Genomic DNA, 14,855 nt, shown 5'->3' with positions numbered 1-14,855 from the left:
GATGGGGCAGGTTGAAGGAGGGGGGCGACTTCCCTTCTGTGCAGAGAGGGGGACGAGGAAGGGGGGGCGGCACGAGTTCCCTTCTCTGCAGATGGGGGGCGAAGAAACGGGTCCGGTGCTACTCCCCCTTACCAAATATGGGGCAGAGTTCCCCGGCGTAGTGCTTAGGAAGGCCGGGACCCGTCGGTGAACCAGCGGACTACCCCTACTTTGTTTTTCTTTTTGTTGTAAATCATTCCCCCGTTCCAGTATTCCAGGGCGGCGATGAGGCTATTACCCCCATCGTCGCTATCACTGTGGGGCCCCCGATAGCTTGCCAGGGCAAGAAAGGTATCAAAATCTTCTCGATACAGCGCTTCCTGCCGTTTTCGATAGAATTCGTTCCAGGCCTCTAGCTCCTGGAAACCCTCTCCCTCATCTTCAACGATAAACCGGACCCGGTTGCGAAAATCATACCAGACCCGCAGGAGTTTGCTAGGGTCCTTTTTATTCCCATGCTTTATCCCATTTTTTATGATTTCCGACAGTTGCTGTTCTAGCAGATTCCCCTCCAGGTACTGGGGAGGGCATTCCTGCAAGATGATGTGGGTGTATTCCCTGATTTTTGCATAGTCGCTGGGGAATTCTCGATACTTCATCCCCTGGGCATCAAAGAGTTCATTGTATTCGTCCACAATAAGTTTTCGTATAATAAGCTGTTTCATGGTTTGCTCCTTCTGGCTCAACATTATCCCTGCTTCCTCGGCTTCCGTCCTGGGAGAACGTTTTCTTCCTGGCGTTTCCCCCTTTTGTCATGGCCCCCTGCAGATTTCTACCCCTCTTTCTGGTGCTAAAAACAGAGGGAGTCCTGTTCACAGGGAAAGGCCTTTGCCCTTATTACCGTTCCTCGAGGTTAATGGGTAAGGGATAGTTCTGAAAGTTCCTTGGGCACTGGAATTTCTTGTAAAAGGGGGAGTATATTGGCCATGGAAAGGACCTTTCGGGGAGAGCCGCTAATCCCTGAAAAGGTAATAGCCGTTCCACGGTTTTTAACGAGCTGAAGGGTTTTGATGATAGTCCCCACCCCAGAAGAGTCCAGGTATTCCACCCCCGAGAGGTCCAGGTGCAGGGCGGAGGGGCCCTTTTCTACGATGCTTGTAATGGTGGTAAAAAGCCCGGGCGCTGAGTATAGGTCGACCTCGCCTTTTATCTGGAGTATTTTCCCATTTTGAGTAGGCCACTCGTATATTTTGGTTTCCATGGCTACAGGATGACAGAGAAAAATAAAAAGGCCGTGAAAAGTCTATCAAAAAATTATAAAATTAGAGGGGAATGGGCGGAGACGAGGGGCCGGGGAACGAGAACCAGAAACGAAGGGACTGGGAACAAAGACCGGCGGACCTGATATTTTAAAGGAAAATTCACATTTCAATAGCAGTTTTATAAAAAACACCCCCTACACTGTTCCCTATGATGGTAAAGAAAACCTGCCTTTTTATGGTTCGTCCCCATAAACGGTATCCCAATGCCATCAGTACCATAGCCCGGTACTTCATGGCTGTGTCGGCTTCGGACCGTCTTTTAGACGTGGCCGATGAATTACAGCGGCATCCAGACGTACCGGTTCTGGGCGTACTGGATGAACATCAACGGTTCTGCGGGGTTCTTGAGCGGGAACGGCTGTTTACCATGATTGGCAAGCCCTTCGGCCGGGATGTGTTTCAGCGGAGCATCGTGAATGAACTGGTTGCGGAGGTCCCCCTCTTTGATAGCCGGACGGGTATTTATGAGGTGGCCCAACAACTGCAGGCCTTTACCGATACCGCCCGGGATATTCATTACTATGGACTTGTCTCCCATGACGGAGAATTCGAAGGGATTTTTTCTAACATAGACCTTCACGAGTTTCTTTCCCGCATGACCCAGGAAGATATTGAACTGGCCGGTCGTCTCCAGGCCCGGTTGCTTGACCAGAACATGATAGAACGTCCTGATTGTGTTGTCCAGGGATGGTCCCGGCCGGCCAAAGGGGTAGGGGGAGACTTCTATTATGTACAGGAATTGCGGAATGGGAATGTTTTTGCAACCCTCTGTGATGTGTCGGGGAAGGGGGTTGCCGCTTCCCTGGTGGTCTCGCTCCTCTGGGGAATGCTCCGGGCCTACGAATACCGACGGGGCCTACGGGAACTGCTCATCGATTTAAACACGGCCATTGTAAACACCTTCCATCTTGAAAAATACCTCACGGGCTTTTTCTGTTTGTACGAGCCGCAGAAGAAATTTCTGATATACGCCGATATGGGGCACTCCCACAGCATACTCCTGCGGAACAACCACATCGTTCGGGTAAAGAGTAAGCACACCAACCTTCCCATTGGGGTAGACATCTCGATTACTCCCCACCTTTCGGGTATTCTCCTGAAAGAAGGGGATACGCTGTATGTCTATACCGATGGGATAACGGAACAGGAAAACTCGGAGGGGACCGAATTTGGAGAGGACCGGCTGTTCCGTTCTCTCCTTGGTGCCCGGCGGGAACAAAAGTCCGTGTGCGAAGTGGTAAGCCGGGCGGTAGACCAATTCCGGGGAACCGTACCGCAACAGGATGATATGTCTTTGTTGTATTTTGAATACAAAGGAATATAGGAATAGGATGAAAGGGATGCGACGAAATTCGACCTGTTGCTCCTTGCTTCTTGTTAAGAGGGGGTAAGGGGGCCCTCTTTTGTTCCGTTCCTTTTATCCGTGATAGGAGAAAATATCCGGGGCGAGGGTGCCTGGGCCAGAAGATGACCGACCACGACTGAGGTCTCTTTTACGAAGAGGCACTTTGAGGAGAGGCTCCCGCCACATTCCGTTGTCGGGCCAGCAGTATGGTCCGCTGCAAGAGTCCCGCCCCCCACATGGTGGTTCGATTCCTTCCCCGCTGTTTTGATTGATACAGGGCCTTATCCGCCCGAGCGATGATTTCTTCCGGGGTAAGGTTGCTGGCTGGTTCGTATTCTACGGCCCCTACACTGATGGTCACCGAGGGGAGGGGAGGATCCCAGGGAATCTGGGTTTTTGCGACCTTCTGGCGCAGCCGTTCTGCCACAAGCCAGGCCCCTGCCCGGTCTGTTTCGGGAAGGAGCACCGTAAATTCTTCGCCCCCAAAACGGGCGGGAATGTCCTGAACTCGAAGGCTCTCGCGGATAGTCAGGGCTATGGCTTCCAGCACCCGATCTCCGGCCAGATGTCCATAGGTATCGTTAAAGCTTTTAAAACGATCCACATCCATTATGATGAGAGAAAAGGGGATATGGAGCCGGTGGGACCGGGCGATTTCATCCTGGAGGCGCAATCGGAAATATCCATGGTTATACAGTCCCGTCTTAAGGTCCCGCACGGAGTGTTCATAATTCAATAGGTTTTGAATTGCCTGGGAACAAAAGGCCATGAGTCGGTCCAGGTATAAAAGTTCCTGGGGACTGTATTGGTCTTCTAGTAACTTATTGCCGACAAGGATAAGCCCATAGAGCCCCGAGGGCCCAATGATAGGAATAACGATGGCTGGTTCATAGGCCCTGAGGGGGGCGGTGGCCACTTCATTCTGAAGCTGAAACTCGAAAAGCTCAAAACTAATAGGCCGCGGATACTGTTTAAAAAAGGTTTCAAAGACCGAAAGATTGGGCAGGGCGATGCGAACATCGAAGGGACGGAAATTCTTGTACCCCTTTACAATAAGGTCCTGGTGGGTTGTGGAGGGTTTCCAGAGAAAAATCATAAAACTGGGCAGGAATTTATCCGAAATGAGTTTTACCGTAGTTTCTAGAACCGTATCGATGGAGGGCTGAGTAAAAATTTCCCGGGCTCCCCGCAGGACGTCTTCGTAATCCTTAATTTCAGCCTTAAGGGTATCAATATAGGTGAAAACCCCAATTTCTTCTAAGAGGCTGTAATTGGAAAGAACCTTAGGATTCCTTAAAAAATCTTCCTGCCGGGTCATGGAACTCCCTCAGGTCGTAGAGTAGTTGTCACAGATTTCTTTCCGCCACTGAGGACGGGAATCCTTATCTTCCCACTGGATAATCTTTTTTATGGTGAATTTGGTGGTATTCGTTGGCTCAGGATAGTGGACAATCCCAAATCTCCCCCCGCCGATGTAGCTTAGCACGTCTCCTTCAGAGAGGAACTCCATGGAGCGAAGCCGTTCCATGACGCAATCAAAATGAACGGGGACCCCGGTTTCTCGGTCTGCGAGGGCGGCCATAATGTCCTGAATAGGCTTACCACAGTAGGGACACTCAAAACGAGGCAGTTTTGCCTGACCCAGGCGAGGAGGTATCCATTGGGGGCGTTCTACGAGGGTTCCCCGTTGTTTATCATAGCGAATCTTATCTGGTTGTTTGGCAGAAACCGGAGCTTCGGTGGTTTTAGGGTTTTGCTTATTTTTTTGTTTTTGTTTTTTCCGATGATTCCACGGTCGGTTATGATCGTTCATGGTCTTCTCCTTGGTCAGGCAGGGCCATTAATTCCTCGGTCAGTACCTGGGCTATCCTCTGTATGGCATATGCTACATATCGTTCATCGTTAATAAGCCGTTTCAGTTCCTCTATTGAATGCCGCTGGTACTGCTGTCGCTGTTGTATTTCTATCATACACACTCCGTAAAGGCCCCGACAAGATGGTGAATCGCCTGTCCCTGAATAAAGAGTACATCAAACCGTACATTCATACGGTTATATTGTCGATGGCTGTCCAGAAAAACGTTAGCCGTTTTAATGATCCGTTCTTGTTTTTTATGGTTGATAGAATACTCAAGGTCCTCTTCTCCATAGCAATCCCAATTTTTCACTTCTGCGAAAACGATAGTATCTTCTTGTAATGCAATAATATCTATCTCTCCCGAGATAGAGCGAAAATTCCGTTCGAGAATTTGATAGCCCCTTTTTTCAAGAAACCGAGCGGCCAGATCTTCTCCCTGTTTCCCTTTTTGCTTGTTTTTCATACAAGGTTTTCGATTTCCTTTGGATTGATGGCCCGAACGATGAAAAGGCTCTTTTCGGTTAAAAGATCCAGCACTTCTCCTTCGTTCCCTTTATATGCTTTGCCAAATTCATCGATCAAGATTTGTAGTTTAGGACGCAGGGGCGCATCGCCATGGACATCGATGACCCGGGCTAAGGCGCCATTGTTGATAAGTACCAGGGAGCCTATAGGATAGATCCCCATGGTCTTGATAAAGGCTTTCAGTACCTCTGGATCGAAGCGGCGACCATTATCGGAAAGAAGATTCTTCATGGCCTGATACCCAATCATGGAGTTGCGGTAGGGTTTCTCGCTTACCATGGCTTCAAAGGCATCGCAAACGCTCACGATACGGGCCCCTATGTCGATAGCTTCGCCGGAAAGTCGCCGGGGGTAGCCTTCTCCATCCCATCGTTCGTGGTGCTGCAGGGCAATGCGACCAACCTCTTCGGAGTAAAGCAATTCTTTTACGATGATTTTATACCCATATAGGGGATGTACCTGAATTCGCTGAAGCTCCTGAGTGGTTAGATTTTCCTTTTTTTCAAGGATTTCTCGAGGAACCCGGAGCATCCCGATATCATGGAGTAAGGCACCGGTAGTGATGGTAAGAATCTTTACATTCGGAATTTTCATTTCTTCCGCGATCATCGCCGCAAGAATGGCCGTGTTTACTGAGCTTTTTGCCAGGGAGGCACTTGTTATTTCTCCCGCTAGAATGTAGGTAACCACCTGATCGCTGTTTTCTCGAACCAGTTCTAAGAGACGATCGGTAATCGTATCGATACTCCGATTGTTTACCGATAGGCCCTGGGCGATAGTTTCGAAAATGTCTGAGAGTTTTTCAATAAGATTGGTGTATGTTTTATAGGCCCCGGACCGTTCGAGTACTTCGGGTAAACTCAGAATTTGTCGTTTTGCTGAAGAAAGCTCTTCTTTTGCTTGTGGGGATGAAAGTGTCCCTTCATCTGGGGTTTTTGCCGTTCCTCTCGAGGGTGCCGCTTCTTCTTTTTCTTGCGGGGGAACTAGAATGTCGCCATTGGTGTATACGGCATCAATGCCCCAGGCTTTAAGCCGTTCCAACTCTTTTGGTTTTACCGGAACACCGGCGGCTACAAACAGGTGGTTATCCTGAATGTAGACCGGTTCTGTAAAAACGATACCCGGATTCAGCTGACTGAGCGGTACTTTTTTCATAGACCTTCCTCTTTCCGTTTAATGTATGCCAGAATTCGGGCCACCGCCTCCCAGCACCAGGAGGGGATGTAGGAACCAATGGGGGCAGACTCCTCCAGAAGCTGGGCAAGGGTAGCGTCCTCTACGATAGTAATACCCCATTCTTGCGCAATCCGAAGCAGGTATTCCGCCTGTTTCCCCTTTGCCTGGGCTACAACTCGAGGTGCATAGTCTCCGGTTTTATAGGAAAGGGCAGAGGCCAGCTTTTTTTTCATAGTTCCAGGAGGTCCTCCAATTCTGGGAAGAGTCCCTCTTCCTGAGGGATGGGCTTATAGGTGACTTCCTGCGTAAATGGCGCAAGGATGGCCTGGATACCTTTAGTATCGGATGGGTAGGGGCGGGACATTACAAGGGCCCGCCATTGGTTTGAGCTTCCCTGGCTGAATACAAAGACAAAGCGAAAACGGGGTATATCGGTTACATCTATCGTAAAACTCTGGAGAAGAGGAGGATTGTTAGGGGCGGTGCTGAAAAGGAAGCGCAGGGTACCGCTGACCCCTTCTTCTGGGGTAAGGGGAAGGATAAGCCATTCCCGCCCTGTTTTTGAGGGAATTCGGTTAAAAAAGTTCCAGGAAGGGAGGGAGGAAACAAAAAGAGAAGAAAGCAGTCCCCCCGGTTCCTGCGAAGAAAAAGAAGGTCCCCCTACCAGAGGGTCACACAGTTCCTGAATTTTTTGTAACAGGAACCTGGCAGGAGCTTCTTCTTCACTTTTTTCTTCCGATTGGGGAGGATTCTTTTCATTAAAAGATTGGTTTTCGTTCTGAGAAAAGGTAGAGGCCCCATCGTCTGGGTGGCCCCCATCGGGGTCGAGGGATTCTACGGCTTGGGATGGGTTAGGAGAAGAACTCGTCTTCACGGGAAAATATCCCCCTTGTTCTTCTTTTGTGGAAGGCAGGGTAGGGAAAAGCTCCGAAAGAGTCCGAGAAACAAAGTTGATGGAGAGGTGTACCCCCTTAGCCAGCGCAAGGGTGTGTAACCAGGCCGCTCCCTCCCGTTGGTTGATGGGATAGGGGAGGCTCGAAGCGCGAAGGGATTGGATTATCTCCTTTTTAAAAGGAAGCTGAAGTAATGTGAGAAACTGGACAATCCTCCGGGAGAGAGTATCAGCGGGAAGCCCAACTGATTCCAATATCTTTTCGGGAGAAAAGGTTCGAAGGGAAAGAGAAAAAACAGAACCCCCTCCCTCTTTTTTTTCAGGAGCAGGGCTCTTTACTGGGGAATGGAATGATTCTGTCGGGTCCACCGGTGCGGGATGTCGCTTTCCTGCCTGAACTCTGTCAGGCCCCGCAGGCGGCAGGGGCCCTGTTTTCATACTATCCTATGCTTGAACTTCTTCCCGGGCTGCTTCGTCGCTCTTCTTGGAAATAAGCTCCTTAATCTTAGAGGCCTTTCCAATTTTCTCGCGAATATAGTACAGCTTCGCCCGCCGAACCTTACCGGGTCTCATGACTTCGATCTTAACAATCCGGGGCGAATGAAGGGGGAATACCCGTTCCACCCCAACGCCGTAGGAATTTTTCCGAACCGTAAAGGTTTTTCCTACCCCGGAGTTTTTCATGCAAATAACAAGCCCTTCGTAGGCCTGGACCCGCTCGGTTTTTCCTTCCACGATTTTAAAGTGGACCCGGACCGTATCTCCTACTTTGAATTGATCCACCTCTTCCTTCATTTGTGATGCCTGGATAGCCCTAATCTCGTTCATCTGTGTCCCCTTAATTCTTCTCTGCGATATAAGAGAAGGACTACTCTCCCTTTCGCAGTTTTTCTATTAACGCTTTCACTTCTCCGTCGAAGACCCCCTCTTTAAGGCCCCGCTCAATCAGATCGGGCCGGACCGTAAGGGTCTTACGAACCCGTTGTTCCAGTCTCCATCGACGGATCTGTTCATGGTGTCCTGAAAGGAGCACCTCTGGAACTCGCATCATATCATAAACTTCTGGCCTTGTATACTGGGGGTATTCTAAAAGGCCTCCAGAAAAACTTTCTTCTTCCAGCGATTCCCGCGAAATGACCCCCTCTACCAATCGATAGGTGGCGTCAATAAGAACGAGGGCTGCCACTTCACCGGAAGATAGTACATAGTCCCCGATAGAAAGTTCTTCATCCACGTAGGCATCGATAATCCGCTGATCGATACCTTCGTACCTTCCACAAATAAGCACCAGCTCTTTCTTTTGCGCAAGCCCCCGGGCCTTTTCCTGGGTAAGGAGCTTCCCCGAGGGAGAAAGGTATATCACATAGGGAGCCGAACCCTGAGGTGCCTCTTCGCTCTCTGGCGCCCCTTCTGGGATTTGCCTTTGCCACCGGGGAACTACCCCTGCCGCCTGGAGGGCCCTTCCCAGGGGCTCGGGAAGCATGAGCATCCCCGCCCCACCCCCATAGGGAGCATCATCGCATTTATGATGTTTATCCAGCGCAAAATCTCGAATGTTAATGGTTCGGTAACCAATATGGCCCCGCTCCACCGCCTTTGCCATGATGGAGGTGGCAAAGAAGGCCTGGATAATTTCCGGGAAAAGGGTAAGAACGGTGTATTTCACTCTAAAATCCACCTTTCTTTAAGGACCGCAAACCCCTTTTCCACTTCAATGGCTCCAAAAAACTCATTCCGGAAGGGAACCAGTTTATAAGAACCATCGGCACAATGAATTTCCACAAGTTGACCGCCTCCGCCCTCTACCACGTCGGCGATGGTCCCAACCACCTCTCCTTCTGGTGTCGGGCTATATACGGTAAGGCCCCGCAGGTCTTCAATGTAATATTCATCCTTCCGGAGGGGAGCCGCCTCTTCTCGTCGGACAATCAGCTCTGCACCTTGCAATAAACGGGCCGCTTCAGGGCTATCCACCCCTTTCAGCTTTATAAGGAAGGCTTTCCCCGCTTTTTGGGTGCCCTCTACCTCAAACAGGAGCTCTTTTTCGCCCCGACGCAACACTATCCGTGAAAGCTTCTTTATATGGGCCGTTTCACCCGAAAAAAGCTGGAGTCGTATATAGCCACGTACACCATAGGGGGCCCCGATGATACCGGTAATAAACCGATCTACCACCCGGGCTCCTTATTAATCGAGAATTTCCAGTACTGTTCGCTTCCCGGAAGAGACCGTGGCAGCCTGGAGGATAGTCCGAATTGCTTTGGCGATGCGCCCTTGCTTACCGATGACCTTACCAATATCTTCTGGCGCCACTTTTAATTCTAGAATGGTGGACTTTTCTCCTTCTACAACCTTTACCTGGACAGCCTGAGGATTGTCAACCAGAGATTTCGCAATGTACTCAACGAGATCCTTTTCCATAATAGCTTCTCCCTTGATTTATTTAGAAGGTGAAATGGGCATTGTTCAGGATCTTCCGTACCGTATCGGTGGGAATAGCTCCTTTCTGCAGCCAGGAACGGACCTTTTCACTATCAAAGTGAATTTGGGATCCTTCCGCAGCGATGGGATGGTAATACCCTACCTCATCGATGGTTGCTCCATCCCGGGGAGCACGAGAATCCATTACCACGATCCGATAACAGGGACGCTTTTTGGTACCAAACTTCTTTAGTCGTATCCGTACGCTCAAGGGTTTCCTCCTCGAAATCAATTCCCTAAGGGAAGGCCCGGACAATGAATCCACCGATTCCGGAGTCGGGCTTTTCTCCGAAACCTGTTTGCGCTTGTAGTAAAGGGGCGCGTAAGCTTACTATGTACCAGAAAGAACCTGTTTCGTCAAGGGAAGAAAGGGGCGTTCTGTAAACAGACATGGTATCCCCCTGGGCCTACCCCAATCCAACAGATAGGGGTAGGCGGAGGTGTTCCCAAGCCCCTCTAGAGAAGGGGCTCTCCCCATTTTTATCCCCTTCCGCCAAGACGGGAAAGGAGCGACTGGGCCGCCTGGGGATTCTTACTCATCTTTGCCATTTTTTTCATCATGGTCCGCATCTTTTCGAATTTCTTCAGTAAACGGGCCACCTCTGCCACGGAGGTGCCCGACCCGCGGGCAATGCGGGCCCGGCGAGAGGGTCCGATAATAAGATAGTTGGCCCGTTCCTGCTTGGTCATGGAACAGATAATGGCCTCTTCTATCTTAAGCTCCGCCGTGTTAAGATCTTCTTCGTTTATTTGGCCCGCCATCCCCGGCAGGAGTTCCAGCATCGACTTAAGGGAACCCATCTTCTTTACCGATCGAATTTGATCCAGCCAGTCCTGCAGGGTAAACTCCTCTTTTTCCATTTTTTTCTGGAGTCTGGCGGCCTCTTCCTGGCTCACCACCTGCTGGGCCTTTTCTACAAGGCTTACCACGTCGCCCATACCTAAAATGCGGCTTGCCATCCGATCGGGATAGAAGGGTTCCAGATCCTCCGGTTTTTCACCCACCCCCACGAATTTGAGGGGCTTGCCGGTGATGGTTTTAAGGGAAAGGGCGGCACCCCCTCGGGTGTCAGAATCGAATTTGGTAAGGATGACCCCCGAAAGGCCAATCTGTTCATCAAAGGCTTTGGCGATGTCTACCGCCGATTGGCCGGTCATAGCGTCGGCCACGAGGAGTAATTCGTCCGGTTGAGCCACGTCCCGGAGCCGCTTAAGTTCGGCCATCATGGCCTCATCGATTTGCAGGCGGCCGGTGGTATCCACAATGATCGTGTTGATCAGGTTTTTCTTAGCCCAGGCGAGGGCCCCCTGATATACCCTTACCGGATCGGTGGCGCCACTTTCTTTATACACGGGAACACCGATTTTCTCACCCAGGACTGAAAGCTGTTCTACCGCCGCAGGTCGCACCAGGTCGGCCGCCACGAGGAGGATCTTACGGCCTTCTTTTTTAAGCCGCAGGGCTAGCTTGGCCGCCGTGGTAGTTTTACCGGACCCCTGGAGCCCCATCATAAGGATGACCGATATCGCATCGGGCCCCTTCAGATGAAGGTCCTGTTTCTGATCCCCTAAGAAGGACACCAGCTTATCATGGACTATCTTGATAAACTGTTGCCCCGGCTCCACCGACCGAAGAACCCGTTCGCCCTTTGCTTCTTCGATGGTACTGTTGACAAAACGCCGCACCACCCGGATGTTTACATCCGCTTCTAGCAGGGCCATCTTAATGGCTTCTACCGCATCTTCAATATTCTTTTCGGTAATCGTAGCTTTCCCTGCGATGGTGCGCAGGGCATCCTGTACCTTCTGGGTGATTTTCTCGAACATGGCTTACCCCAGATCTTTGATAAAGGTGTGGAGAAAGTCTAGGGGCCCGATTTCCCGATTCAGGATACGGTACACCCCTTGAGAGATGGGCATTTTCAGCTTGTACTGTTCTGCGAGCTGATATACATACTTGGCGGCCACCACCCCTTCAGGAAGATAACCGATTTCTCCGATCCGCTCAATGATATCATCAATAGAAGTGAAAGAGGCAAGGATATCCTTTTCGATAATTTCCCGCCCAAAGCGCCGGTTTCGTCCAAAGATAGAACGACAGGTTACATCCAGGTCTCCCACACCGGAAATGCTGGTAAAGGTTTCCGGATGGGTGGCCCCCATGGCCCGACCTAACAGCTGGATCTCGTTAAGCCCCGCCGCAAGGAGGAGTGATTCGGTCCCATCCCCAAACATGTCTTCGATATCTTTTTTGCACGCCTCCGTTTTAAGAGCATCAAGCATGCCAAAGGCGATGGCGACTACGTTTTTAGAGGCCGCTGCTACCTGGACCCCCTTTACATCAAAAGAAGAAAACACCAGGAGTCGATTGGTGCGCAGGAGGTCCCGGAAGCGAATCGAGTGTTTAGCGCTTTCGCTTGCCGCAATGAGGCCCGTGATTTTCCCGCGGGACACCTCTTCGGCATGGCTTGGACCGGCAATGTATACCAGGGAATGTTTGTAAAAGCCAGGGAGATAGTCCTCCAGGGTCTCCAGGATAAGCCGGGGCCCCTTTTTCGTGGGAATGAACCCCTTGGTAATGACCCCAATGGTGGTCTGGCCCTCCATGATTGAAGGAACCGAAAGAATTTTCTTTACCGTATCTAACAGGTAGAGCGAGGGGGCCGCCAGAATAAGGAACTCCTTCCCGTTAGCCACGGCTTCCGCATCCGTCGACGCCCGCAGGTTTTCGGGCAGGCGTACCTCGGGGAGAAAACGGCGGTTCTCGTGCAGTTGGTTAATGTCCTCGGCGGTGCTTTCTTCATGGCTCCAGATATCTACGGGGATACCCTTTTCGGCGATCACCTTGGCTACCGCCGTTCCCCAGGCTCCCGCTCCTAAAATACCGACGTTCGTGGTCATGGTGTTTCCTCTATCAAGTGTTCAAAGAGATCAACCCGCTCCTGAATGAGCGAAATTCCCGACTCCCAGAAAGAGGGGTCTTCTATGGTAAAGCCGGCTGCCTTTCCTACCGCTTCTGCCGGTGCCTGACCGGTAAGCCGCAGGAGTTTCCGGTAGGTTTCCGCAAATGATGGCCCTTCTTTCTGGAACCGTCGATACAGGCCATAGGCAAAGAGTTGCCCAAAGGCGTAGGGAAAGTTGTAGAATCCCAGGGCCTGGCTATAGTAGTGGCTCTTCACGGCCCACATGTAGGGATGAAGAAAATCCGGGTCGAGCCCTTCCCCGTAGGTTGCCTTTTGGGCTTCCAGCATAAGGGAACACAGTTCTTCCGGACTCAATTCTGCTCCAGCCCGTTTTTCAAAGAGGGCCCGTTCAAAATAAAAGCGACTCAGAATGTCTACCAGGACCTGGCAGGCATCTTTTAAGCTGCTTTCAATAAGAAAGAGTTGTTCTTCTTTGCTCGCCCTTTCCAGGGCCTTTTCAAGGATAAGGGTTTCCGCAAAGGTGCTGGCCGTCTCTGCCAATGTCATGGGATAGGCCGTTAAGGTCCGGGGGAGGTCTTTGATGACCTCGTGATGCCAGGCATGTCCCAGCTCGTGGGCCACGGTGCTCACCGAATCAAAGGACCCTTCGAAGTTGCACAGAATCCGGGACTCCCCTGGCAGGGGAAAATCGGTACAGTAGGCGCCGCCGATCTTGCCTTCCCGAACTTCCGCATCAATCCAGTGGCGGGTAAAGGCGGCCCGGGCAAAATCCCCCATTGTGGGGTCGAAGGCTTCGAAGGAACGACAGATAAATTCCTCCGCCTCTTTCCAGTCCCAGTGCTTGTGGCTCTTTCCCACCGGCGCAAAGAGGTCGAAGAAGGCGCACCGCCCTACACCAAGGGCCCGGGCCTTCAGGGCTAGGTAACGCCGAAACAGCGGAAGAGAGCTTTCGATGGTGCTGATCAGCGCTTCCAGGGTTTTCATGCTGATCCGGGACTGGAAGGCCGCTTTTTCGATGGGCGATTTCCACCCCCGTCGGGAGTCCACGGAAATAGCAAAGCCCTTTACCCCATTCAGGGAAGCCGCCAGGGGGATTTCCATCGATTTCCAGGCCTCTAGCTCTGCTTCGTATGCCCGTTTCCGTACCGATCGATCGGGATGAAAGGCCAGATTCCGCAGGGCCACCACGGTTTTTTTCTCCCCCGTGGTAGCATCCCAGACCACCGAAAGGTTCGAAGAAATAGCCTCCTGGAGGCGGCTCCAGGCATCGGCCCCGGAACGACAGAGATCGTTGGCCAGGTCCTCCAGGTCCACGCTCATCTGGTGACGGGCCTTTATGAAGGATTCTTCTATGAAAAAGCGATAGGGCTCAAGTTCGGGGTGTTCCAGGAGGGAACGCAGGAGAACTTCCTTTTCTGCGAGACGGCTCCGTAACAGGACCGCCGCCTTTCCCAGGGGAAGCGAAAGGGCTTCGATGTCATTGATTTCTTTGAGGGCCCGGGTGTTTTTGGTATCCGCTGTGTAGATTGCGGACGCGTAGGCTTCCAGGTTTTCCGCCAGATCCCCGCACCGTTCATAGGCATGGAACAGTTCCAGTACGGCCCTTACCACTTCGTTCTCAGAAGAAGGTTCTGCCCCGTCAGGCAGAGGTTTGCTCAGCAGGAGTAACAGCTTTTCTGTTTCTTCTTTAAGATGAATCTTGTCCTGCTGATACCGGGGACTATCAAAATTGTCGTAAATAGGAGATAAGTCCCACCGGGGAAGTTTATTAGAACCACCGGGCATTGCCGTCCTCCCAGGGATGAATTTCTTCGGGCTCAAAGAATAGCTTGATTTCCCGCTCCGCCGCTTCAGGAGAATCTGAGGCGTGGACGATATTGAGTCGGGTCTGATACGCATAGTCCCCCCGGATGGTTCCCGGCAGGGCCGCGGTGACATCGGTGGGACCCACCAGGCGCCGTACCGTAGCGATAACCCCTTCTCCTTCGATGATAAGGGCAATCACGGGACCTGACGTAGTGTAGGCGATCAATTTTTCGTAAAAAGGTTTGCCCTCATGTTCTTTATAGTGGGTTTTTACCAATTCTTCGCTTAGCTGCATCATTTTCAGGGCGATAATTTTAAGGCCCTTCCGTTCAAAACGGTGCAGGACCTCTCCGACGATTCGACGTTGTAAGACGCCCGGTTTGAGCATCACAAAGGTGCGTTCCATAATAGGCTACTATAGCAAGATTTCTCTAGGTGTGCTATAGGGGCCCTTTGGCAGGGCCTCTCGTTCCGGGATATATACCCCGGAACTCCCCCTGGTGCCCTGCTTCTACCTTCTACGCGAGGGCGCCGGTTCCGGCTCCGGC

At 51.5% G+C, this 14,855-nt stretch carries 19 protein-coding genes; 1 reads left to right on the top strand and 18 read right to left on the bottom strand.

Annotated features, from left to right (window positions below; all coding sequences use genetic code 11):
* Positions 1-164: 164 nt before the first annotated feature.
* Complete coding sequence (locus C5O22_RS07685) at positions 165-704, bottom strand: ATP-binding protein (RefSeq protein WP_132780634.1); 540 nt, start codon at positions 702-704, stop codon at positions 165-167.
* A 188-nt stretch (positions 705-892) separates the two neighbouring features.
* Positions 893-1,240 (bottom strand): STAS domain-containing protein, encoded by a 348-nt coding sequence (locus tag C5O22_RS07680; RefSeq protein WP_132780633.1) that lies wholly within the window; start codon positions 1,238-1,240, stop codon positions 893-895.
* A gap of 209 nt (positions 1,241-1,449) precedes the next feature.
* On the opposite strand from C5O22_RS07680, the gene C5O22_RS07675 reads away from it, so the two are divergent.
* Positions 1,450-2,625: a PP2C family protein-serine/threonine phosphatase gene (locus C5O22_RS07675; protein WP_132780632.1), complete on the top strand. Its 1,176-nt coding sequence runs from the start codon at positions 1,450-1,452 to the stop codon at positions 2,623-2,625.
* Between the two features lie 169 nt (positions 2,626-2,794).
* Here C5O22_RS07675 and C5O22_RS07670 read toward each other — a convergent pair whose 3' ends face one another.
* The 16 genes from C5O22_RS07670 to ndk form a co-directional block, all read right to left on the bottom strand.
* Complete coding sequence (locus C5O22_RS07670; protein WP_132780631.1) at positions 2,795-3,964, bottom strand: GGDEF domain-containing protein; 1,170 nt, start codon at positions 3,962-3,964, stop codon at positions 2,795-2,797.
* Positions 3,965-3,973: 9 nt separating this feature from the next.
* The gene (locus C5O22_RS07665) at positions 3,974-4,459 is read right to left on the bottom strand and encodes a hypothetical protein (protein ID WP_132780630.1); all 486 of its coding nucleotides are present in this window, start codon (positions 4,457-4,459) and stop codon (positions 3,974-3,976) included.
* Positions 4,446-4,616, bottom strand: a complete 171-nt coding sequence (locus C5O22_RS13490; protein WP_165910451.1) for a hypothetical protein — start codon at positions 4,614-4,616, stop codon at positions 4,446-4,448. The genes C5O22_RS07665 and C5O22_RS13490 overlap by 14 nt, the downstream gene beginning before the upstream one ends.
* A complete protein-coding gene (locus tag C5O22_RS07660) occupies positions 4,613-4,966 on the bottom strand; it encodes a YraN family protein (protein ID WP_132780629.1) in 354 nt (117 codons plus the stop codon). Before C5O22_RS07660 ends, C5O22_RS13490 begins: the two co-directional genes overlap by 4 nt.
* Positions 4,963-6,183 carry an HD-GYP domain-containing protein gene (locus tag C5O22_RS07655; protein WP_132780628.1) on the bottom strand — a complete coding sequence of 407 codons (1,221 nt, stop codon included), beginning with the start codon at positions 6,181-6,183 and terminating at the stop codon, positions 4,963-4,965. Before C5O22_RS07655 ends, C5O22_RS07660 begins: the two co-directional genes overlap by 4 nt.
* Complete coding sequence (locus C5O22_RS07650) at positions 6,180-6,437, bottom strand: EscU/YscU/HrcU family type III secretion system export apparatus switch protein (protein ID WP_132780627.1); 258 nt, start codon at positions 6,435-6,437, stop codon at positions 6,180-6,182. Before C5O22_RS07650 ends, C5O22_RS07655 begins: the two co-directional genes overlap by 4 nt.
* Entirely contained in the window at positions 6,434-7,534 is a 1,101-nt protein-coding gene (locus tag C5O22_RS07645; protein ID WP_132780626.1) for a hypothetical protein, read from the bottom strand. Before C5O22_RS07645 ends, C5O22_RS07650 begins: the two co-directional genes overlap by 4 nt.
* Positions 7,535-7,540: 6 nt before the next feature.
* Positions 7,541-7,924: a 50S ribosomal protein L19 gene (rplS, locus tag C5O22_RS07640; RefSeq protein WP_132780625.1), complete on the bottom strand. Its 384-nt coding sequence runs from the start codon at positions 7,922-7,924 to the stop codon at positions 7,541-7,543.
* Positions 7,925-7,964: 40 nt separating this feature from the next.
* The gene (gene trmD, locus C5O22_RS07635) at positions 7,965-8,762 is read right to left on the bottom strand and encodes a tRNA (guanosine(37)-N1)-methyltransferase TrmD (protein ID WP_132780624.1); all 798 of its coding nucleotides are present in this window, start codon (positions 8,760-8,762) and stop codon (positions 7,965-7,967) included.
* Complete coding sequence (gene rimM, locus C5O22_RS07630) at positions 8,759-9,271, bottom strand: ribosome maturation factor RimM (RefSeq protein ID WP_132780623.1); 513 nt, start codon at positions 9,269-9,271, stop codon at positions 8,759-8,761. Before rimM ends, trmD begins: the two co-directional genes overlap by 4 nt.
* A gap of 12 nt (positions 9,272-9,283) precedes the next feature.
* Positions 9,284-9,517 carry a KH domain-containing protein gene (locus tag C5O22_RS07625; protein WP_132780622.1) on the bottom strand — a complete coding sequence of 78 codons (234 nt, stop codon included), beginning with the start codon at positions 9,515-9,517 and terminating at the stop codon, positions 9,284-9,286.
* A gap of 22 nt (positions 9,518-9,539) precedes the next feature.
* Positions 9,540-9,788: a 30S ribosomal protein S16 gene (gene rpsP, locus C5O22_RS07620; protein WP_132780621.1), complete on the bottom strand. Its 249-nt coding sequence runs from the start codon at positions 9,786-9,788 to the stop codon at positions 9,540-9,542.
* A 269-nt stretch (positions 9,789-10,057) separates the two neighbouring features.
* Positions 10,058-11,404, bottom strand: a complete 1,347-nt coding sequence (ffh, locus tag C5O22_RS07615; protein ID WP_132780620.1) for a signal recognition particle protein — start codon at positions 11,402-11,404, stop codon at positions 10,058-10,060.
* A gap of 3 nt (positions 11,405-11,407) precedes the next feature.
* Entirely contained in the window at positions 11,408-12,478 is a 1,071-nt protein-coding gene (locus tag C5O22_RS07610) for an NAD(P)H-dependent glycerol-3-phosphate dehydrogenase (RefSeq protein ID WP_132780619.1), read from the bottom strand.
* Positions 12,475-14,286, bottom strand: coding sequence for a M3 family oligoendopeptidase (locus C5O22_RS07605; protein WP_132780618.1), 1,812 nt, complete (start codon positions 14,284-14,286; stop codon positions 12,475-12,477). The genes C5O22_RS07610 and C5O22_RS07605 overlap by 4 nt, the downstream gene beginning before the upstream one ends.
* Complete coding sequence (gene ndk, locus C5O22_RS07600) at positions 14,270-14,713, bottom strand: nucleoside-diphosphate kinase (RefSeq protein WP_132780617.1); 444 nt, start codon at positions 14,711-14,713, stop codon at positions 14,270-14,272. The genes C5O22_RS07605 and ndk overlap by 17 nt, the downstream gene beginning before the upstream one ends.
* Between the last annotated feature and the right edge of the window lie 142 nt (positions 14,714-14,855).

Origin of the sequence: Treponema sp. J25 (genome assembly GCF_004343725.1) — a bacterium.
In the GTDB taxonomy this organism is placed as follows: Bacteria; Spirochaetota; Spirochaetia; order Treponematales; family Breznakiellaceae; genus J25.
This window is presented reverse-complemented; position numbering and strand designations above follow the sequence as displayed.